This is a genomic window from Mariniflexile sp. HNIBRBA6329 (assembly GCF_043558645.1).
In the GTDB taxonomy this organism is placed as follows: Bacteria; Bacteroidota; Bacteroidia; order Flavobacteriales; family Flavobacteriaceae; genus Mariniflexile.
Window position 1 is genome coordinate 87,071 of record NZ_JBIFXS010000010.1, and the last position, 22,791, is coordinate 109,861.

General features: G+C 35.9%; 12 protein-coding genes. 6 read left to right on the forward strand and 6 right to left on the reverse strand.

Annotated elements, in window-relative coordinates; translation table 11 throughout:
- Positions 1–10: 10 nt before the first annotated feature.
- The 6 genes from ACGK9U_RS11910 (at position 11) to ACGK9U_RS11935 (ending at position 8,991) form a co-directional block, all read left to right on the forward strand.
- Positions 11–2,128, forward strand: a complete 2,118-nt coding sequence (locus ACGK9U_RS11910) for a RagB/SusD family nutrient uptake outer membrane protein (protein ID WP_394466601.1) — start codon at positions 11–13, stop codon at positions 2,126–2,128.
- A 105-nt stretch (positions 2,129–2,233) separates the two neighbouring features.
- Positions 2,234–3,466: a glycoside hydrolase family 105 protein gene (locus ACGK9U_RS11915; RefSeq protein WP_394466602.1), complete on the forward strand. Its 1,233-nt coding sequence runs from the start codon at positions 2,234–2,236 to the stop codon at positions 3,464–3,466.
- Positions 3,467–3,468: 2 nt separating this feature from the next.
- Positions 3,469–4,899: a GntP family permease gene (locus ACGK9U_RS11920; protein WP_394466603.1), complete on the forward strand. Its 1,431-nt coding sequence runs from the start codon at positions 3,469–3,471 to the stop codon at positions 4,897–4,899.
- Complete coding sequence (gene garD, locus ACGK9U_RS11925; protein WP_394466604.1) at positions 4,900–6,432, forward strand: galactarate dehydratase; 1,533 nt, start codon at positions 4,900–4,902, stop codon at positions 6,430–6,432. It abuts the gene before it with no gap.
- A 93-nt stretch (positions 6,433–6,525) separates the two neighbouring features.
- Entirely contained in the window at positions 6,526–7,449 is a 924-nt protein-coding gene (locus ACGK9U_RS11930; protein WP_394466605.1) for a 5-dehydro-4-deoxyglucarate dehydratase, read from the forward strand.
- A 6-nt stretch (positions 7,450–7,455) separates the two neighbouring features.
- Complete coding sequence (locus tag ACGK9U_RS11935) at positions 7,456–8,991, forward strand: aldehyde dehydrogenase (NADP(+)) (RefSeq protein WP_394466606.1); 1,536 nt, start codon at positions 7,456–7,458, stop codon at positions 8,989–8,991.
- Positions 8,992–9,231: 240 nt separating this feature from the next.
- Here the strand turns inward: ACGK9U_RS11935 and ACGK9U_RS11940 are convergent, their stop codons facing one another.
- From ACGK9U_RS11940 to ACGK9U_RS11965, 6 genes are all read right to left on the reverse strand, one after another.
- Entirely contained in the window at positions 9,232–11,046 is a 1,815-nt protein-coding gene (locus ACGK9U_RS11940) for a T9SS type A sorting domain-containing protein (protein WP_394466607.1), read from the reverse strand.
- A 144-nt stretch (positions 11,047–11,190) separates the two neighbouring features.
- On the reverse strand, positions 11,191–12,987 hold the full coding sequence (locus ACGK9U_RS11945; RefSeq protein ID WP_394466608.1) for an alpha/beta hydrolase fold domain-containing protein: 1,797 nt from the start codon (positions 12,985–12,987) through the stop codon (positions 11,191–11,193).
- A complete protein-coding gene (locus ACGK9U_RS11950) occupies positions 12,971–15,970 on the reverse strand; it encodes a sugar-binding domain-containing protein (protein ID WP_394466609.1) in 3,000 nt (999 codons plus the stop codon). Before ACGK9U_RS11950 ends, ACGK9U_RS11945 begins: the two co-directional genes overlap by 17 nt.
- Positions 15,971–15,972: 2 nt before the next feature.
- Positions 15,973–18,888, reverse strand: coding sequence for a glycosyl hydrolase 115 family protein (locus ACGK9U_RS11955; protein ID WP_394466610.1), 2,916 nt, complete (start codon positions 18,886–18,888; stop codon positions 15,973–15,975).
- A gap of 3 nt (positions 18,889–18,891) precedes the next feature.
- Positions 18,892–20,016 carry a glycoside hydrolase family 88 protein gene (locus ACGK9U_RS11960; RefSeq protein WP_394466611.1) on the reverse strand — a complete coding sequence of 375 codons (1,125 nt, stop codon included), beginning with the start codon at positions 20,014–20,016 and terminating at the stop codon, positions 18,892–18,894.
- Between the two features lie 17 nt (positions 20,017–20,033).
- Complete coding sequence (locus ACGK9U_RS11965) at positions 20,034–22,769, reverse strand: glycosyl hydrolase (protein ID WP_394466612.1); 2,736 nt, start codon at positions 22,767–22,769, stop codon at positions 20,034–20,036.
- Between the last annotated feature and the right edge of the window lie 22 nt (positions 22,770–22,791).

Below are 22,791 nucleotides of genomic sequence, written 5' to 3' on the forward strand. Positions count from 1 at the left end.
AAAAGAAATTATGAAAAAAATATTTTATTTTATGCTCACAGCATGTGTTCTGATGAATATATCGTGTGAGAAAGACTTTCTAGATGTGCAAGCGCCTTCTAGTGTAGATAATGATTTCGTCTTTGGTTCTCCAGAAGAGGCTACTAAGGTTTTAGCGGGGTTATATGATATTTGGCATGATCTTGATAAAAATTTATATTACGATGTCATGTCAGTAGGATCTGATTCAGAGCATCATCCTGAGCCGTATTCGGCGCAATCACGTCATATACCAATGGGACTTTTTCCTGTTCCTTATAATATTAATGATGGTAATGCACTTAATACCTGGAATGAAGGGTATCAAATCATTAATAAAGCGAATTCAATAATAGAAGCTGTTGAAGGGAAAGCTGAGTTTCAAGACGCAGTTGCCGCAGGAACACCTAATGCATGGACACAGCTTTATGGAGAGGCACTTTGTCATAGAGCAACCAATTATAAATTATTAATCTCTTATTTTGGTGATGTGCCATATTTTGATTACCCAGTTAGAACTCAAGCTCAAACAGATACGTTAGGTTATACGGTTCGTGATAAAATTTATGACAAAGAGATTGCTGCACTTAAAAAAATAGCACCATTAATGTATCCATTAGGGGGTAATTTAACAGCAGAACGTTTTTCTGGTACGTATGCCTATTATTTAACAGGAAGATTAGCTTTTGACGCTGCAGGCTATCAATTACGTCGTACAGATTTCGATTATGGATCCATTAGTTTTGACCAATGGGGACAAGAAAATTCAACTTGGAATGCTAAATATGTTAGAAATAGCAATTGGCAAAGTTATATGCAAACGGCAAAGGAATACTTTTTAAAAACCGTAAACAACTCAGGCACTGCTCATTTAATTGAAACAGATGGCAGAGGTGCTAAATTCGATAATCCATTTCAAAGGAACTTCCAATATTTGTTGGACTTAGAAGTGAGTCCAGAATCGTTATTTGAAGCTGGATACACCCGTACTCAAAATTCAGATTGGCCGTATTCTTGGGGGCGTCCTTCAGGAGGTGCTGGTTCAAACGACCATCCAAACAAATGCTATGGGCAAGGTCGTATAAATCCTTATTATGTCTATGGTGATTTCGATCCGTCAGACAAACGTCGTGATGTAACGGCTTGTTTTACGGGTAATACCGGTAAAGCGGGTGAAATATTAATGAGCTGGGCTCGAGGTAACCGTGAAAAAGGGGGCTTTTGTACTAATAAGTTTGATGAAGCGCGTATGTCCGATCCTTACATTCCAAGACAACGCCAATCTGGTGTAAACTGGCAACAAGTGCGTATGGGAGAAGTCATGTTAGACCTTGCTTATGCTGCTGCTGCTACAGGTGATGAGGCAACTGCTAAAACCTATTTCAAAAAAGTACGTGCACGTGCGTTTTCTGCTGCAGATCAAGCGACTAAAGTTAATGCTTATGTGGATGGAATGTCTGGACAAGCTTTATTAGATGGTATCGAACAAGAACTTAAGTTAGAAACAGGCGGTGAAGGAAAAAGACGCTGGGATACCATCCTTTTTGGAACGTTCCCAAAACATATCCAAGAAATGCGTGACAATATGAGAGCTATGATTGCTGGTTTAGCAGCTGATGGGTATTATACTTTCCCCAATGGTGTGCAAATTTCTAATTATATTTTTACCAAAAAAGTTAAAATTAAAGATGTAGATCCTACTTTAGATTTATTAACCTATCAAACGCCTGCAGGTCTAAATGAATCAGATCCAAGATACCCTGTTTTAGTACCAGGATGGAGAGGGACTAATAACGGATGGGCAGATTATTTAGCAACGTTGTCTCCAGTATTGCAAAACAACCACATAGCTCAACGTGGTATGTTTAGATATATTGATCCTGCAAGTGCTGAAGGTTTAGCACTTTTAGCTGATGGTTATCAATTATCTGATTGGGGTATAAATCTAGTAAAAAATGCAGCAGAATACACTGATAACTTTTTCTTAGGATATCCAGATGGGTCTTATGCTGCTGGCGTACCACCACGTTATATTATGCCAATAGCATATGTTGTGCTAAGTACTTCAAACGGGTTGCTTACACAAGGTTACGGGCATGCATCGGAATAATTGTGATTTTTAAATATTGATTAATAATAAAAATAACCCGCTACATAAATGGAGCGGGTTATTTATTATATAAGTAAATAAATGAGAATTTTAAACATTTAAATTATGAGATTAATAAAAATTATATGTTTGAATCTAATAGTAATTTATGGTACAACTTTATTGGTAAGTTGTAAACAAGAAAAGAAACAAAGTAGCGTATTAGATACCCATATAAAACAAGTTGTGATTTCCGATACATTAAAATGGTCCGAACGCATGGCTCTATCCATCATGAAACGTAATCCGGAAGCTTGGGATATCGATCATATTGAAGCTCCAAAATGGGAGTATAAAGTTGGATTGGTACTTAAGGCTTATGAGAGACTTTATGAGGCCACAAAAAATGAAACATATTATAATTATATTAAAGGTTTTGTAGATACCATGATTGATAGTACAGGTACTATTAAGGGATATGAACTAGACAGCTACAATATAGATTTGATCAATTCAGGAAAGTTGCTTTTTAATTTGTATGACAAAACTCAAGAAGAGAAATACTTAGTGGCACTTAAAACCTTAAGAAAACAGTTAGAAGGCCAACCAAGAACCAAATCAGGAGGCTTTTGGCACAAAAAGATATATCCCAACCAGATGTGGTTGGATGGATTGTACATGGGCGAGCCGTTTTATGCCCAGTACACGGTTGAATTTGAAAACGGCGAAAAGTTAGATGACATAGTGCATCAGTTTGAGTTGTTACACGATCATGCTTTTGATAAAAAGACGGGTCTGTATTTTCACGCTTGGGATGAAAGCAAGCAAATGCCTTGGGCAAATAAAGAGACAGGTACGGCACCCAATATTTGGCTAAGAGCCTTAGGATGGTACGCGATGGCGTTGGTGGATGTTTTAGATTATATGCCTGAAGATTATCAAAAACGACAACAACTCATAGGCTATTTAAATGAATTGGCAGAAGCGGCAAGTCATTTTCAAGATACATCTGGATTGTGGTACCAAGTGCCAAATATGCAAGATAGAGAAGGCAATTATCTGGAAGCTTCTGGTTCTTCTATGTTTGTTTACGCTTTTGCAAAAGGTTCGAATAAAGGATATTTACCTGCAAAATTTGAGGCTATTGCTAATAAAGGTTTTGATGGTTTAATTAATAAATTAGTTACAATTGATAAAGATGGTGAGATTCATCTAAACCAAATATGTAAAAGCGCAGGTTTAGGCGGAGATCCTTATAGAGATGGCTCTTATGAATACTATTTGAGTGAACCTATTTTAACCGATAATTCTCATGGATTGGGTCCATTTATTTTGGCTGCTCTTGAATTAAACAGATAGCCATGGATCCAATATTAATCATTTTAATAGGAACAACTGTAGTGCTTTTTTGCATTATCGTATTACGAATGCATGCTGTCATTTCATTGTTGTTAGCAGCTTTAGTAACAGCCTTTTTAACATCACCAGATCTTATTTATAATTTTGCCGTAAGTAGTGGTATGTCTAATGAAAAAGCCTTAGAGTTTTCTAAAGTGTCAATTGGCAAACGTTTAGGAGAGGCATTCGGCAATACAAGTGGTAAAATAGGAATTTTAATAGCCTTAGCTTCGGTAATTGGTACGTCATTAATGCGAAGTGGTGGCGCAGAACGAATCGTTAGAAGTCTGTTGTCATTGTTTGGTAAAAAGAATAGCGCTATTGCCTTGCTATTTAGTAGTTTCACATTAGCAATCCCCGTTTTTTTTGACACGGTTTTTTATCTTATGATACCAGTCATAAAATCAATGGGAATAAAAAATCCTAAAAAGTTTAGCCTCTATTTAATGGTTGTAATAGCTGGTGGTGTTATGGCGCATTCCTTAATACCTCCAACGCCAGGGCCTTTATTTGTTGCTGAAACTATGAATATTGACTTAGGAACTATGATGATTGGTGGTATAGTAATAGGAATCGTTACGGTGTTATGTGGCTATGGTTATGCAGTTTGGGCAAATTTAAAATGGGATTTACCCATGCGCAGTACACCAGATATTAGTATCGAAGAACTTCAACAAATTTCAGAAAAGGAGACAAAAGATTTACCTAGATTATGGTTATCTTTATTACCTGTAGTGTTGCCCATTATTTTGATAACCGGAAATACGTTTTCAAAAATGCTGTCTCAAGGAAACAGTCATTTGAGCACATGGCAAGAAAGTTTGATTGCCGTATTTTCTGTTGTTGGTGATCCAAACATCGCTTTGTTTATTTCAGCACTCATTGCCATGTATTTGATGTGGTCTAGAATTGGCGACATAGATAGTTTTAAAAAGTATATGTACGAAGCCTTAACAAGTGCCGGTATGATTATTTTAATAACTTCGGCTGGTGGTGTTTTTGGCCAAATGTTACAGCAAACAGGCGTTGGTATCAGAATTCAGGAACTGTCATCAAATTATCAAATGGCCATTTTACCCATGGCATTTTTTATAACAGCAGCTGTTAGAACGGCACAAGGCTCTGCCACAATTGCTATGGTTACTACTATTGGTATTATGAGTGGTGTGGCCAGTGCAGGTTTAGCATTCCATCCTGTGTATTTGGCATTGGTGATTGGATGTGGTTCTAAAATATTTGCATGGATGAACGACAGTGCTTTTTGGATTATTACTAAAATGAGTGGTATGGAAGAAATGGAAACCATTCGTCATTTTTCAATTTTATTAATGGTTATGGCTTTTGGTGGCTTATTTTCCATTATGATTTTTTCAAAATTATTCCCTTTAATATAAATGGAAACAATAAAAAATATATTAATTAAAACTACTGAAAATGATAATGTTGGTATTGTAGCCAATGAACTTGGGATGCAAAAAGGAACATTAGTAGATGCTGGTTTTGCACTTCTTGAATATGTTCCAAATGGACATAAAGTAGCGTTGCAAGATATAAATGAGGGTGAAGAAATTATTAGATATGGACAAGTTATAGCATACGCAGATAAACATTTAAAACAGGGTTCTTGGGTTAACGAAACCAATATACTGTTGCCTGATCCTCCTGAATTAGAATATATTTCTATGCCTAAAACTAAAAATATTGAAATAGAACCATTAGAAGGATATACATTTCAAGGCTACAAGAATAGCGATGGAAGTGTTGGAACAAAAAACGTTTTAGGTATCTCTACTAGTGTGCAATGCGTCGCAGGAACAACGGAGTATGTGGTAAAAAAAATTAAACAAGACTTACTTCCACATTATAAAAATGTAGACGATGTCGTTGCCCTAAATCATAGTTATGGATGTGGTGTTGCGATTGATGCTCCGGCTGCTATTATTCCAATAAGAACCATTCAAAATATTGCAACAAACCCAAATTTTGGAGGAGAAATTATGGTCATTGGTTTAGGCTGTGAAAAATTGCGTCCGGAACGTTTGATAAGTGAAGATAAAGATTCAGGAGATAGTATTACCTATATGCAGGACGAATCGTTTCATGGCTTTAACGAGATGGTTGAAGGTATTTTGAAAACTGCCAAAGTTCATCTAGAAAAATTAAACAAACGTCAAAGAGAAACATGTCCAGCATCAGATTTGGTAGTAGGTATGCAATGTGGAGGGAGTGATGCTTTTTCAGGTTTGACTGCCAATCCTGCAGCAGGTTTTGCGGCCGACTTAATTGTAAGAGCTGGTGGAAGTGTCATGTTTTCTGAAGTTACAGAAGTAAGAGATGCCATTCATTTATTAGTTCCAAGAACTGCTAATCCAGTAGTTGCTAAAGCGCTTTTGCACGAGATGAAATGGTATGATGACTATTTATTTCTTGGTAGTGCAGACAGAAGTGCCAATACAACTCCAGGTAATAAACGAGGCGGCTTAAGTACTATAGTAGAAAAATCTTTAGGTTCGGTAGCTAAATCAGGTACAAGTCCAATAGTTGATGTACTAAGCCCCGGTGAGAAGATCAGAAAAAAGGGCTTAACTTTTGCAGCCACTCCTGCCAGTGATTTTGCCTGTGGAACTTTACAATTAGCAGCAGGGATGAATGTGCATTTATTCATGACAGGTCGTGGAACCCCATATGGATTAGCCATGGTGCCTGTAATTAAAGTTGGTTCTAATACTAAGTTAAGTAATCGATGGTTTGATTTAATAGATTTTGATGCTGGTAAAATAGCAACAGGAGAAAAAACAATTGAAGCAATGGGATGGGAATTGTTTCATATGATATTAGATGTGGCAAGTGGGAAAAAACAAGTAGCTTGTGATAAATTAGGGTTGCACAACGATTTAGTGTTGTTTAATCCTGGACCATTAACATAAAAAAATGATTAAGAATGGCTACAATTTAGTCTCATAAAAGAGTGATTGTACGGATGTTCCATTTGATAGTTAAAAAACAATAAATATAAACAGATGAAATTAAGTTTAGAAATTATAAAAAGTGCATTAGGCGATGGTTTATTATCTTTTCCAGTAACTGATCTGGATGAAAAAGGGCAATTTAATAGCGTTACATTTGCCGATAGATTAGAGTGGTTTATGAGTCATCAAGTGTCATCAATATTTGTAGCTGGTGGTACAGGTGAATTTTTCTCCTTGTCTAAGGATGAATATAAAAGTATAGTAAAAGTGACTTCAGAAACTGTAAAAGGTAGAGTGCCTACCATATCAAGTATTGGTCGAAGTATTCCTGAAGCTATAGAATTTGCAGCCATTGCAGAAAAGGCTGGCATCGATGCTCTGCTTTTAATGCCACCATACCTTACAGAATGTGCTAAAGAAGGTGTTTATGAGTATGCTAAAACCATTATGCAGAGCACAAATTTACCAGTCATTTATTATAATCGGGCCAATGGCATTCTTCCGGCGGAATATATTCAGAAGTTGGCTGATGCTTGCCCTAATTTTATAGCCCTAAAAGATGGAACGGGAAACATGGAAGCCTTAAATACAACGATTAAAACTGTTGGTAGCCGTTTAATTTATATTGGTGGTGTTCCTACGGCCGAAATTATTTCTGAGGCATATCTTTCAATTGGTGTGAATACATATTCATCAGCCGTATTCAATTTTGTTCCTGATATGGCTAATCATTTTTACAAATCTTTAAGAGCAGGCGATAAAGAAACTGTTAATTTAATTATTAGAGAGTTTTTTATTCCATTTGTTAAATTAAGAAGTAATTCACAAGGTTATGCTGTTAGTTTGATTAAAGCAGGAGCCAAATTAATAGGGAAAAGCGCAGGCGATGTTCGCGCGCCATTGCCAATACCAAATAATAATGAAGTAGAAGCGCTTAAAAAATTAATAGATAAAGCAGCGACCTTAATAAAATAGAATTTTATGAGTACAGAAAGTGTTTTTTACGGAATAAATGCCTTAACGAATGAAAAACTAGAAGGTGAATTTATAAATGCATCAAAAGAACAAGTAGATGAAGCTGTTAAAAAGGCTGTGCTAGCTTTTGGAAATTACAGGAAGAAGGAAAAGGATAGTATTGCTAATTTTCTAGATCAGATTGCAGAAGAAATTTTAAATCTAGGTGATTCACTTTTAGAAAGGTGTCATCTTGAAACGGCATTGCCACTAGGTAGACTTCAAGGTGAAAGAGGTAGAACCATGAACCAATTAAAATTATTTGCGACAGTTGTTCGCGAAGGTTCTTGGGTCGATGCAAGAATTGATACTGCTATTCCAGATCGAGCACCCATCCCAAAATCAGATATTCGACACATGCTTTTGCCTTTAGGTCCGGTTGCTATATTTGGAGCTAGTAATTTCCCGTTAGCTTTTTCTGTTGCTGGTGGAGATACGGCGTCGGCTTTAGCTGCTGGATGCCCGGTAGTTTTTAAAGGACATCCAGCACATCCTGGAACTTCAGAAATGGTAGCTAATGCTATAATAGTAGCAGCCAAAAAGACAGGGATGCCAGAAGGGACTTTTACTTTGCTTCATAGTAATTCGAACGAAGTAGGGGAAGTACTGGTTAAACATCCTGAAATTAAAGCAGTTGGTTTTACAGGATCATTTAGAGGCGGTAAGGCTTTATTCAATTATGCGAATAGTAGACCAGAGCCAATCCCTGTGTTTGCTGAAATGGGAAGTACAAACCCAGTTTTTATTTTACCCCGTGCTTTAAAGGAGAATTGGGAAAACATTGCTTCAGGAATGGCTGGGTCTATTACATTAGGTGTTGGACAATTTTGTACCAGCCCAGGATTATCTTTTATTCAGAAATCTGACAGTATAGATGCATTTTATAATAAATTGTCTGAAGGTATAAGGAATACACCATCTGCAACCATGCTAACCTCAAACATATTAAAGGCGTTTAACAATGGTGTTCAAAATACCTTAGCAATTGAACATGTTGAAGAATTAGCATCGGGCTTGGCTTCAGAGTCTACAAATGTGGCTGTTCCTAAAGTATTTAAAACGACCATAGAGAATTTTATTAAAAATGATTCTTTATCAGAAGAAAACTTTGGACCATCAAGTGTGTTGGTAGAAGCCACTTCAAAAAATGAAATTTTAGAAGCAGCTAGAAATCTAGAAGGCCATTTAACAGCAACCATTCATGGAACGGATCAAGATTTTGAGGACTATAAAGACCTTTTTGATATTTTAGAATTAAAAGTAGGTCGCATTGTAATTAATGGATATCCAACGGGTGTTGAGGTTTGCCATTCTATGGTGCACGGTGGACCGTATCCAGCAACTACAGCACCTCAATCTACTTCTGTGGGGACTAATGCGATAAAGCGTTTTGTGCGCCCTGTTTGTTTTCAAGATTATCCAGATGCCTTTTTACCCGATGCCCTTAAAGCCGATAATAAATTAAATATTTGGCGTTTGGTTAATGGAAATTTAGAAAAATAGGTTTATAATATTTTATATAGAATAGAGGCTGTCTAAAAAGTGTATTATATTTATTTTGTCAGTTTGGACATGTAAAGAAAATGTGGAGCATAAAACACAAATAAGGTAAAGCACGATAGTAATTTTGGGATTTTTAATTGTGGTGTCATGATATTAATATTGATTTTTTTATGCAAAAAAGGGTGTGTATTTTAAAAATACACACCCTTTTTAAAATGAATTGTTATTATTAATGAAATATTATTTCATTAATAATTTAACAGATTTTGCACCTTCAAATGTTTTAATAGTTGCTATATAAAGACCAGATTGAAAGCTAAAGTTAGTGTCTTCGTTTGTTTTAAATGATTTCACTAAAGCACCTGTAATACTGTAAATGTTGATTTCTGAAGTAGATTTAACATTAGAAACATAAATTCTATTTCCAATAGCTCTAACATCGGTAGAAACCGTAGAAGTATTTTTATCTAAACTTAAAGTTCCAAGATCTGGATTAACAAATAATGAATTTGGAACAGGTAATCCTGTTAAAATATAAGCCGCATTTCTCCAAATGGTTAATGCTTCAGAAGTAACATTTGTTCCATCTCCCAAAATTGTAGCACCATAGCTAAATGATAATGCAACAGCATCTACAGTAAGAACATCAGTTCCAGATGTACCAAGTCCAGTTCCAGAAGGAAGGAAATTAATTACCATAGAAGTAGCAGGATCTGTTGTGATAGAAGTTGTTGCCAAACTTCCGCCACCAACTGTGATATCCAAATTAATTACGGCATCAATTGCTTTTGTTCCACCAACACTACCATCATCATTAGCGGTAGCGGAAGCAAAAATTGGAACTGTATTGCCACCTGCGAAACTAATACCTCTAAACAATATATTTGATTGGTTTGTTGGATCTACGGTAACATCAACTTCAGTTTGCCCATTAGGAACAGAGGCATCTGCATCTGTAACAGCTCTTGTATTTCTAAACGCATACGATTTGTTGTAAATAATAGGAATTGTAACATCTTTAAGACCTAATTTCCCACCTGGTTTAAAAACAGCAGCTCCTGAACTAAAACTTTCTTGAGCAATAACTAAATCAAAGCCAGAAAGATCAGGAATTTGTGTTCCAGTTTGGTCAGATTCTATATATGTTACATTAAAGTTAGCATCACCTTGTAACATTCTTATAACTGGATCTGCACCTGGAGCTGAAGCGCCAGCACCTTGGCCAACACCTATTTGGTTTAAATAAAGTACATTTTTAGGTGTAGCAGCTACAGCAGTAACATATGTTACATCAATTGTAAAAGCATCATAAGTAATTACAATTTCTTTACCTGGAGCTGCAACTATTTTACCAGCAGCAACATAACCTTCTACAAAAGATACTTGATCACCTGTTAATTCTAAAGTTCCATTGTCAATGGTCATATAGCCTGTTCCAGCACGAGACGGTTGTTCGTCAATAGGGAAACCACCATTTACTTTTAAAACACCACCATTAAGGTTCAATATACCTACACCGGCGTATCCTCCTAAAATAATTCCGTTAAGTGTAGAAGTTACTGTGCCACCATTTATATTAAAAGTACAATCACCAGCATCACCTATTATCAATTGGTTTTTGGTGTTAACTAAACCTCCATTGACATTAACTATTTGGTGGTTTCCAGCACTAGTGCCAAAGCGACCTTGATTTCTAATATTAATGTCAGCGCCATCCTCTACATTTAATGTGCCACTTCCAAAAAAGTTACCACCACTAGACCAAATCCATAGTTTAGCAGCAACGGTTAAGTCTCCATCAGGGCTTATAGTTAAGTGACTAACAAAATCATCTGCATTACCAGCTGATGATAAAGATGCATTTAATATTGGATTGTTGGAAGAAGGGTCGATAATTACATCATCAGAAGCATCTGGTAAAACCGCGTCATTCCAGTTAGAAGCATCTAAAAAGTCAGTACTTGTTCCGCCTACCCAAATTTGTGCATTTATAGCTCCCACAGAGAAAACCAAAACACAAAGGGTTAAAAAGTTTTTTAGTAAAGTTGTTTTCATAATTTAGTAAAGTTGTTTTTAATTAGTTAATAAATGTAATTTTTACACTTTCTAAAAATACAAATGAATTTTACTTTTACCATCCTGTACTTACCTGTTATTTATTAGAATATGGATGAAATACGTTTTTAATAGATGTAAAGCTTATTGATTTTTTAATTTAAGAAATAATGAAGCAGGAATCTTAAAAACACTACCATGCCTAGTACCTTTTGGAAATTCAATTTTATCTGAGATATCTTCCCAAGTTTTTAAATCGTTGGATTGGATGGCCCCATATTTATGATCTCTATACTTATCAAAATACACAATCCATTGATTTTTAATATTTATAGCTGTTGGCCCTTCTGCCCAATAGTTTCCTGTAATGGGGTCGCTGGCGTTGGTGTATGGGCCAGTAAGATGGTCGCTATAAGCTATCTTTAAATTCTTCTGTACCGGATTTTTGGTTTCATCTTTTAAGAACATCACATATTTGTTGTCTTGCTTTTGAATGGTGGCATCAATCACATTAAATCCAGGGTCGTATAATAATTTGGTTTTGCTAAACGTTTTGAAATCTTTTGTAACCGTGTAATACATTCTATGGTTGTAACCACTATCTTCTGTAGATTGTGTTTCAGGAAAAGCGCCAATAATAGTAGATGCCCAATAAATTATATATTCTTTTGAAGTTTCATCAAAAGTTATTTCTGGAGCCCAGGTGTTTCGTGTGCCTTTTTCATGTTCCATAACAGGGATGAATTCTTGCTTAGACCAATTTATTAGGTCTTTTGAAGAAGCGTAACCAATACCTTTATCTGTCCAGCTCACTGTCCATACCATATGGTAAAAGCCATCGCCACCTTTAATAATACATGGGTCGCGCATTAATTTATCTTTACCAACTTCGGGCGTTAAAAAAGAGGTGTCGTTTTTAAGAGCTTTCCATTTGTAACCATCTTCACTAAAAGCTAAATGTAAACCGTCTTCACCGTTTCCTTTAAAATAAGAGAACATATAGATTTCCTTTTCAGGAATGAAATTATTTGCTATCAGCCAGTTTTCGCAAGCTTTTGGCCAATTAAGGTGGGTGCCGAATCTGCCCAAACCAAAACCATGTCCGCCATTTTCATAAATGTGTATTTCGGCAGGTACTTTATTTTCTTTTAAAGCTAGGTAATAGTTGATGCTATTTTCAACAGGTACAGCGCCATCATCGGTAGCGTGAATTAGAATGGTTGGAGGGGTATTTTTATTTACCTGTTTTTCGTTTGAATATTTTTCAATGAATGCTTCGGAAGGGTTTTTTCCTAAAAGACTCACTTTTGAACCGTTATGGGTAATGCCATCTTCCATAGAAACTACAGGATAAATCAACATGGAGAAATCGGGGCGCGCACTCGTTTCATCTGAAGCATAAACGGTATCATTATAATGCGTTGATATGGTTGAAGCGAGATGCCCACCTGCTGAAAAGCCTATAACACCAATTTTATTTGGGTCTAAATGCCATTCTTTGGCATTTCTTCTAAGTGTTCTAACAGCTTCTTGTGCATCTTGAAGTGGACCAATGGTTTTGTCTTCCATAATAATATCACTTGGCAACCTGTACTTCAAAACAAAAGCAGAAATACCTATAGAGTTTAACCATTCTGCAATTTTATCACCTTCTTTATCATGCGATAAAACCGAATAACCACCACCGGGACAAACAATTACTGCCGTATTTTTTAAATTGTTGTTATTTGCTAAAAAAACCTTAAGTGTAGGCTCTGTAACTTTTCTAATGGCATTTGGGTTTCCGTTGTTATCTAATCTAAATTCTTCTTTATAGGTTTCATTTTCAATAGCACCAGGAACTTTTTTCCAAAGTTTAAGTTCTTTGTTTTGGGAAAATGCGTTGTTTACTAATCCCAAAACCATCAATCCTATAATTAAAACTTTACTTGTTTTTTTCATCTTGTTTTTCATAAAATTCAATTTCTACAATGCGCAATTGCCCTTTGGCATTGGCGGCATTTTTGTCTTTATATAAGTCTAATTCTTTTGTTGGGTCTACTTCTACAATTTTATCGAAGGCGTCCTTTTCGGTATTATCGCCAATTAGCTCCATGGTAATTTGTTTTGCTAAAACGGGTTTTAAAGGTATGGTAATGTATCCTAAACTCTGCAACGTATTTCCTTTATAAACTTCTTCACCATCGGCTAAAATACGAATAGGATAGCTTTTAGTGCGCCACCCGGTAAGTTTAACCACACATTCGGTTACTACCGATGGTTTCGTTAAAGCATAGGTTATTTGTCCTGTGCTTATTCGGCCATCATTGGTCCATTCGGTTAGTTCATTGTCGTCATAACTATTATAAACAGCATCGTTATTAGATTTTGCAGTAGCATGACTTATAAAAACAGGATGTCTTTTTATGGTGTAAGAAGGTTTTTCTGGAGTTGGTCCGCGTTCTAAATTTGAGGGTAAATTGTGGTTTGGTAACTGCGTTGAAAGTCCATTTTTAGTAATAGAAGGCTGTGTTTCTAAAGTGATTTTTGCAGATTTTAAATGATTTGATTTAGCTGAAATACTAATTTCCCCTGCCTTTAAACCCGACTGAATCATGATTCTGTTCACGCCATTTTCAACCGGAAGTTTTTTAGAACCGATATAATTATCTGGACCTTGAGCAATACCTCCTAACCAAGTTGCATGTCCGTTTAAAGAAAATTCAATGAGGCTATTATCAATAGGGCATCTATTGCCATTTTTATCAACCACTTCAACATCAACCAACGCCACATCAGCACCATTGGCTAAAAACCCTGTTGGGCTAGTATGCTGGGTAAGTTTAATGGCATACGGAGAGCCTGCTGTTGTTTTTGTGGCTTCACTAACTATTTTTCCGTTGGCATCATAACTTATTGCTTTTATAGTTCCAGCTTCCCATGTAATGTTTTCAAAAGTGAATAAAAACTGTTTGCTTTGTTTGCCAAATCCTTTAGATGTTCCATTTACAAAAAGCTCCACTTTATCGCCAGAAGATACCACGTACATGTTTTTAGTTATTGCATCGGTATAATTCCAATGTCCTAAAATATGGCTTCGGTAATTTTCAATATCTACCCAGCCATCCCACATTACTTGATGCGCATAAAAGCCGTCTTTTGGAATACGCATGGGGTCTACTTCACCACTTGTTCTATAATTTGATTCGCCTCTGTGATGCGTATTGGTATCTGAAAACACAATGTTTACACCGCCAGAACTCACTCGATGTCCAGTCCCTGGGCGTTCCACATAATAATCGTACCAACGGGTTATATTTTCAATAGCATGGGCATCTTGGTTATGATTATAATCTGAAGCATCATTACCACGGTACAATGGGCCTTCACCTTCTTTATGATAAGGCGGTGAAAACTCATCCCAATATTTACGTAAGCCTTCATCTCTAGAATACTCGGTTGCCCAAAGGGGTTTTCTGGCACTTTTGTTAATGTATAGCATTTCGCCACCATATTCTGCTTCTTGACTATCTAGCATTTCACGCGAGCCAATAGCTCGTCCGCCAAATGGGTCGTAGGTGTTTCTTAGGCTTTTCATTTCGTGCATGTGGGCTTCACTGATGACTTCATTACCACATTCATAGAAAATAATACTTGGGTTGTTTCGGTTGTAAATAATAGCATCACGCATTAGTGCTACACGTTGCATCCAGTTAAATCCTTGTGAATCTTTTTCGGCATCTCCGGCGGGCATTGCTTGCATAAGTCCAACACGGTCACAAGATTCTATATCTTGCTTCCAAGGCGTTACATGCATCCAGCGCACCAAGTTGCCGTTGCTTTCAACCATTAATTTATTGCTAAAATCACTTAACCAAGGTGGCACCGACATGCCTATGGCGGGCCATTCGTTACTGGTGCGTTGTGCGTAGCCTTTTATTTGGATAACGCGGTCGTTCAGTACCACTTCACCATTTCTAAATGCTGTTTTACGGAAACCTGTTTTGGTGCTAACTTCATCTACAATCTTTCCTTCAACCTTTAAAATGGATTTTACAGTATATAAATAGCCGTAACCCCAACTCCAAAAGTTCAAATTATTAACTAGAGCATTTGCTTTTAATAGTTTGGTTTCTCCAGAAGAAATAGTTGTTTTATTTCCAGAAAACGAGGCTATTTTGATGTTGTTTATATCATATACTTCAATTTCTAATTCAACTGTTTTAGAAGTATTGAATTCATTTTTTACCTGGGTTTCAATGTTTACTGATGCCGTTTTGTGTTCAATATCAATATCTTTTGCATACACATAAACGCCAGTGGTTTTTAGGTTGGAGTACAGGGGTAAGGTTTGGTAGAGTTTATCGGTAATATGCAGATAAACGTTTTTTGGTATACCACCATAATTAGCGTTGAAATTGTTATTGTTCCAGCGGTAGGAAGCACCTGTTGCAACCTCTTTATATTTCCAGTCGTTATCTATGCGAAGCGCGATAACATTTTCAAATGGAAAAGGTTTTACCAAATTGGAAATATCTAAACCAAATGCCATAACACCGTTTTCATGCAGGCCAACTTCTTGTCCGTTCACATAAATAATACCACCTTGACGAATACCTTCAAACTCAATAAAAACTTTTTTGTTTGAAATACCTTCTGGTAGTTTGAATGTTTTTCGGTACCAAACAATGCCCGTAGTTAGGTGTTCAATATCTTTTAAAAACGCTTCATTTTGATTGTAAGCAAAGGGAAGTGTTACTTGCTTCCAAGTTTCATCATTAAAATTCATGGTTTTTGCATTTTGCAAATCCCCCGTTTTTAATTTCCAATCTGAATTGAAATTGTATTTAGTTCTTATGAAATCTTGTGAGAATGATTGGTTTATATTAAAAGAAAACAGAAATAGCAGCATGGTTGTTTTTAGTATGTTGCATGTTTTTATCATAATTAATCTTTTAAAGTGTTTATTTTAGTTTCGGGCATTAATTTATAAGGGATTGAACTGTTGCTAGTTGTGTTGAGCACATAATAGTCTAACAGCACGCTAGGGTCTACCATATAAATTTTAAGTACTTGTTTCCCTTCCTCATGTATAGGAACTTGTATTTGTATCTTGGCCTTATTGCTAAGTACATTTTGTTTCCAGGTGTTACTTCTGCCTTCAGTTTTAAAATTAATAATTTGAATAGGTTCGTCATTCCATTGAACGGCTACGCGAAGTTCACCATCTGTAGTTGTTGGGTGTGTTGGTATGGCAACAAGTGTAAGTTGTGCATTGTTTGTAATAGTTTCCGTGAAAATTTCATAATATAGTGCAGGTGCATTTTTATGATTTATTACTGGTTTGGCATGTAACGGAAATGCTTGCATAACCGATTTTGAATGTCCCAAACCGTCTAGCTTTTCCCAATTTAAATCGTCCTTATTTTCGATTTTAGAAAAATGATTTGCATAAATAACAGCCATTCCGTTTTTTTCAATGAAGCTATTTTCAGTAATATTTTTATAACTATTTGAAATATTTATTTGAATGTTTTTAACTTCAGAATTTAATTGAATTTTTATGCTTTCAGAATTTGGTTCACCTGAAGCTTTCCACGCACTCCAATCCATAGAAACATAAATTCTGTCTTCCAATAGTGATTTTGAAATATCAAAAACGCCAGAGGTTTTAGTCACTTTTATCCAAATAGGAAGCTTACTGATTTGCCAATTTGCAGCATTCGAATTTTTTAAAAAGAGGTCTATAAAATAAGGGGATGTATCTCCAACATAAAAAGTTGGTAAACGAAATGTTCCATTTGATGTGGTCAATGTATCTTCAACTGAAATTCCAATGATGTCTTTTGATGCGCTTTCTTCTAATGCTATGGAAGGATTATCGTAAACAGGAAGTTTTCGGGGTTTCATATCCATAATACCCTGCCATTTTCCGTTAGATAATTGATTGTAATTTTCTGTTAAAGACATTATATTTTCATATGCTTTGTTAGATAATTCTTTATATGTCGATGCGCTTAAACGGCCTTGTTTTGCATAACTTAAAGCTTTATCTCTATATAGGAATTTTTTGTTCATTGCAGAAGAAGCTTCAACAGGATAACTCACCAATTGTGTAAACGTGCTTTTTAAATGTTCTGGCAATTGTGTGTCTATAGTTTTAACTTGGTTTTCAATGGTGTTGAAAGCGTCTATACGTTGCTGGATTTCATCACCATTCCCAAACGGGTTATATGCTGTGTTAAATATTTGGGTTGTGGGTTCCGTTTGGCTCCAACCCATAAATTCAGGTTTACGTTCAAAAGCCAATTGAAAATAAACATCTTTAATTTTGGTTATGTTTTCAGCAAATTCATCACCAAAAATATCGCCATAAAACTGGTGTTGATGTTGTATGATGTATTCTGGATTTTGAAACGCTTCAGTATCATAGGCCATATCCAAAAACAATTGGGTGTTATATTCTGCAGGTTTGATGTCGCCTACATTTACAATCCAAATTTTTCGGTTATTTAGGTTGTAAGCTTTCATCATTTCTTCTTGTATCAAAAATGGGTTAGTGCTATCTAGCCACAAATAATCATGTGGTCTTCCCCAATACGATATGTGGTAATAAACGCCAGCACCTCCAGCACGTTTTTGCTCTTCGGTGTTGCTTAAAGCTCGAATATATCCATAGTTATCATCCGTCCAAACAAGGGTAATGTCTTCAGGGACTTTAAGTCCGTTTTTGTATAAATCTAAAACCTCTTTATAGACGGTAAATGCTTGCGGAATTTTTTCAACCTTTTTATTTATATATGTTTTTAAAAGCTGTCGTTGGTCGGTAATAACTTCATCTAAAACAGCCACGGCTTCGTTGTTGTTTTTTACGCCTTCCATACCGCTGTCGTGCACACCGCGCATGCCAATGGTGTAAATGGCATCAATATTCTTTGATTCCTTTACACGGGTTTCCCAATAATTGTAAACGTTGTCTTTATTAGTTTTATAATTAAAACTTCCAAATTTATTTTTATCCCATTCATCTACATTATTTCGCAACATAGGTTCAGCGTGTGATGAACCAATTACGATATTGTATAAGCTTGCCATTTTAGCGTTGCCAGGATAATGAAAAAAAGCTTTAGTGCTTGGGTGCATTGCGGGCCAAATGGTATTGGCGTTTAAGCGCAATAATAATTCGAAAATTTTTGAATATGTTTTGGGACCAATATCGCCTGTTTCGGGTTCAAGGGTTTTGGCTGCCCAGGGTTGCAAGCCCCAATCTTCATCATTTAAAAAAATACCACGATACGCCACCGAAGGCGCATTGCTGTAATAGTCGGTTTGGTTTAAAATGAGTTTCTTACTTTGTTTAACAGGAACATCTGCCCACCAATACCAAGGTGATACTCCTATTTTTTTTGAAATTGAAAACACGCCATAAGCAGTGCCTCTTGGATTGGTTCCAGCTATAATAAAAGCTTTTTTTATCTTTTTATTTGGATTTAAAACGGTTTTAAAGAGATAGCTTTCCCATTGGTTCTCAAATCCTGTTTTTATGTTTTTTTTGTTTATAAATGAAGCAATAAGTTTGGAATTAATAGTTCCAATGACAATAACGTTGCCTTTAGCTTGGTTTATATTTGTAATAACTTCAGGCTTGTAATTGGTAACCTTAAAAATATCTTCTGCTAACAAATGAGCAGTAATAGAATCTAGCTTACTTTTATTTTTATTGTATAAAATGATTGCCTGATTTTGAGATGTGAAAATCTCAAAATCAGGCAATTTGTTTGTGTTAGTATTTTCTGTAGATGCATTTTTCGCTGTTATTGTATATCCGAAAAATAGCGAACAGATAAAAACTAAATAGTTCATAATTTATTGTAATCTATAAATTTCAGCACCCGCCAATAAAAAACACCCTAACCCATAATCTTCAAAATCTGGAATTTTATCATACGATAATGGTTGCCCATCTTTAGGTTCTTTTCCTGTTGATTGTAAAAAGCCTAAAAAACCGTTAGTGTGCAGTGCTTCTTTAGTTATGGCATTCCATGCTTTTTCAATTACAGGTAAATATTTTACTTTATCTAAAATACCATTGTTAACACCATAAGCCATACCGTAAACAAATAATGCAGTACCAGAGGTTTCCTTGCCACCAAAATGTTTTGGGTCGTGTAAGCTTACGTTCCAAAAACCATCTTTTCGCTGGATAGGTACTAATGCTTCTGCCATCGATTTTAAATCGATCATATATTGCTCCCTGTGAGGAGCATCTTCAGGAATTATGGATAAGGTTTTTGCTAATGCCGCAATAACCCAACCATTGCCACGGCTCCAGTATGAATCTTCGCCATTAGGTTCTGTATAAGGCGGATCGAAATCTGCATCGCGCCACCAAAGTCCGTCTTTTGGGTTATATAGTCCATTATCACCATGTTTGTCTCTAGTGTACATATACATGTCGTACATTTTTTCATAATAACGATTATCGTTTTCCAGAACACCTAATTTTGCAAAAACAGGCATGCCCATTTGTATGGCATCTATCCACGACCAATCATCTAACTGAGGCGTGTTAAGTAGCATATTTATACAAGCTTTTGTGTTTTTTAACTTTTTAGCGTCTGGTTCTAAATTGTACAAATCAATATAGGTTTGTGCCGCACAATAATCGTCTGCATTACGGTTTGCGTTACCGTTTCTAAAGCCCCAATTGTGGAATTCAGACCAGTCATAAGCATATTTGTAATATGCCTCTTTTGGGTATATTTCATGCAATGCCATCAACCCTTCATAATATACGCCACGGGTCCAAATATTACTTGGGCGTTCTTTGTTGGTTACTATGGTTTTGCCCACATCTGGCCATTTTTCCATGAAGTATTTGTTGGCTAATTCCATTTGAGCCAATACCTCTTTTTTATTAAAAGGTTGTTGTGCGAACAAAATTTGTCCGACTAAAAAGCTTAAGCTTATAAATAAGAGTGTTTTTTTCATTTTATAATGTTTTAATTTTATTCAGTTTCTCTTAAAGGTGTTATTGAAATGGGACCTAATAAACCAGAAGGCATAGGCTGCCATTTGGTAGCATCAAATTTTTTATAATCTTTATCTACCATATTTATTTCGTAGAAAATTTTCCATTCTTCACCTCTCATTTCTTTGGCGCGAACTCTATTGGCGGCAAGATTGGTAACTTGTACTTTTAATTTGTTTTTTCCTTTTTTAAGTTGCCCTAAATTGATGCTGAAAGGTACAGACCAAAGGTCTCCAATATAATTACCGTTAAGCCAAACCTTGGCACTTTCCCTAACATCACCTAGGTTTAATTTCCAATTGTCGGCATCAACATTTGGTGCGTTAAATTCCAAGGTGTAAAGTGCGGTTCCGGAGAAAGATTCGGCTTGTGGGCTTAAGGTTGTCCAAGATTTTAAAGTGTTTATGTTTGCCGATGGAGGTAATTCTGGACCACCTTTTATAAAGTTAATTTGCCAGTTGCCTTTTAGTTCTATGGGGTTTCCGTTGACTTTAAAGTAATTCCAATTTTGATAAGATTTTGTGTTTTCAGTTTTAAGAATGTACGATTGTCCAGGTTCTATACGAAGCTTTACTAAGGTTGCATTGGTTTCTTTTTTTACAATGGCATTGCCATATTTTTTGGTTAAAGGATCTAAAATGATGACCTCTTTGTTTTTTATTGCCAGCGGAATATAATCATCGATTGTTTTAGAAGTATGGTTGACTACATAGTATATTTTTTCGCCATCAACATCTCTTTTAATAAATTTCAACCCTGTTTTAACTAAAGTTTCTGGGTAAACCTTCGCCGTTTCTAAATCTTTAAACACGTTTGAAGTTAGGTTTAAAATGCTGCTGTTTTTTGAAATCAATTGTGATAATTTTGAGTTTTGTGCTTCGTAATTATGAAATCCAGGAACGGAATTTGGCAAACCTTCAAAAATAATAGATGCTCCTGCATTTTTTAAGGCAATCAATTTTTCTAAAGTTGCCATCGGCATTTTTTCGCAATGTGGAATGACCAGCGATTTATAATTACCTCCTGGAAGTACAATAAGTCCGTCTTTAAAAGTAGCTTGTGCGATAAAACTATCTGAAATAAAATCGACACCATAGCCGTTTTCCATTAATTTCTTTGTTGTCTTGTAAAATGGAGTATCGTGCAACCACTCATCTAATGAATGGATTTTAAATTGGAAAAATAAATTACCTCCTAAATTTTTGCCCCATGTATCATAAATGGGCCAATAGAGTAAAGTTTCATTGTCTGGCTTTCCTGATTGAAGCATCGATTGGCAATTTGCTATATAAGAAAATAAAGAAGGCACATCTTCCCAAATGGTATTGGTTGCGTTAAAGTTAACCGACGCGTAGAATTTCCACCCTGGCCAAGCGGCTTCTTTTGGCGAGTAGGTAGAACCGTGTAAAAACACATGGTTGATGCCGTTTAAAAGTAAATCTTCAACTTCGGGCTTACATTGGGATAAGGCTGTTTTAAAGTGGTCGCGCAACCATGTAAAGGTTTCAGAAGAGGTTAGAGGTTTGCCTGAAATATGTGCCGCCGATGATGAAAATTTCAACATAACTGGGTCGGCATCGCCTTCTCTTATATCTTCTTGTTCACGTCTAAACCCTGGGATGTCATAGGGCATTGAACCAAATGTTTCACATTCTGGAATATCGGCAGAGGTATATAAGTCTATTAAATTTCCGGGCGACCCATGAGCTTGTAATTTTGTTTTAAAATTTTTAAAATGCGCCCAATTAGTCCAAGGTATATCAAACTTATTTAACAGTAAATCTGATATGGTTTCTCTGTAGTCACTTTTTATTCTATTACCAATTTCGGTATCTTCATTACTTAATAATTGAGGTAAAAAGGGTTTTAAATCGTAACCTCTGCGTGTTTCAAATTCTCCAAAAAACATAGGGGTAAAGTCGGTTCCATATACTTCGTAACTATCATTAAAAATAGCGCGCAATTTACCATGGAACTCTTTAAGTGCTTTATTGAAAGGTTCGGTATAAGTGAATAATGCTTCAGATGAATAGTGGTCTAAGGTATAGCCACTTCCACCAGGCGCAGCACGTTTAACCTGTTGCCCAGTTTTACCTGCAAAAACCGTATAAATGGTGTAATTGCTGTTGGTTGCTTTCCATTCTAAATGGTTTCCTTTTAAATTTGATGTTAAATCTATGTAAGTTGAGTCGTTGCCGTAGGCTAAAACATTTATTAGTTGAGCGATGTCTTTGTTTTTGTCGTTTTTCGCAACAATATCTTTGTTAAATGTTTCTCCTTTTTTTAGTTCATAGGTATCTACCAATAATTTTGTTGCAGCATAGTTAGCAGTAACTTGAGGGCCACCATAAGGCCAACCGGTACCTAAAACCATATCAACTTGCATGTCCAAACTATCTGCTATTTTAATAGTATAGCCTAACATGTCTATCCATTTAGGCGATAAATAATCAATAAAGTTGTCTTCTTGTCCTTTTACTCCATAAATGGGGGTTATTTCTACACCACCAATACCAGCTTTATGAAAGTCAATTAAACTCGATTTAATATTGGGTTTGTCTACAGCGCTACCCATCCACCACCAACGTGTCCAAGGCTTGGTTACATTGTTTTGCTCTGGCCAAGGCGACGGTTTGTCTTGGTCATTCACTTTGCAGGTGAATAAAGTTATAAAGGCTAAAAACAGGAGTACATGATTAGGCTTGATTTTCATTTATTTAATGCTTTAATATGTA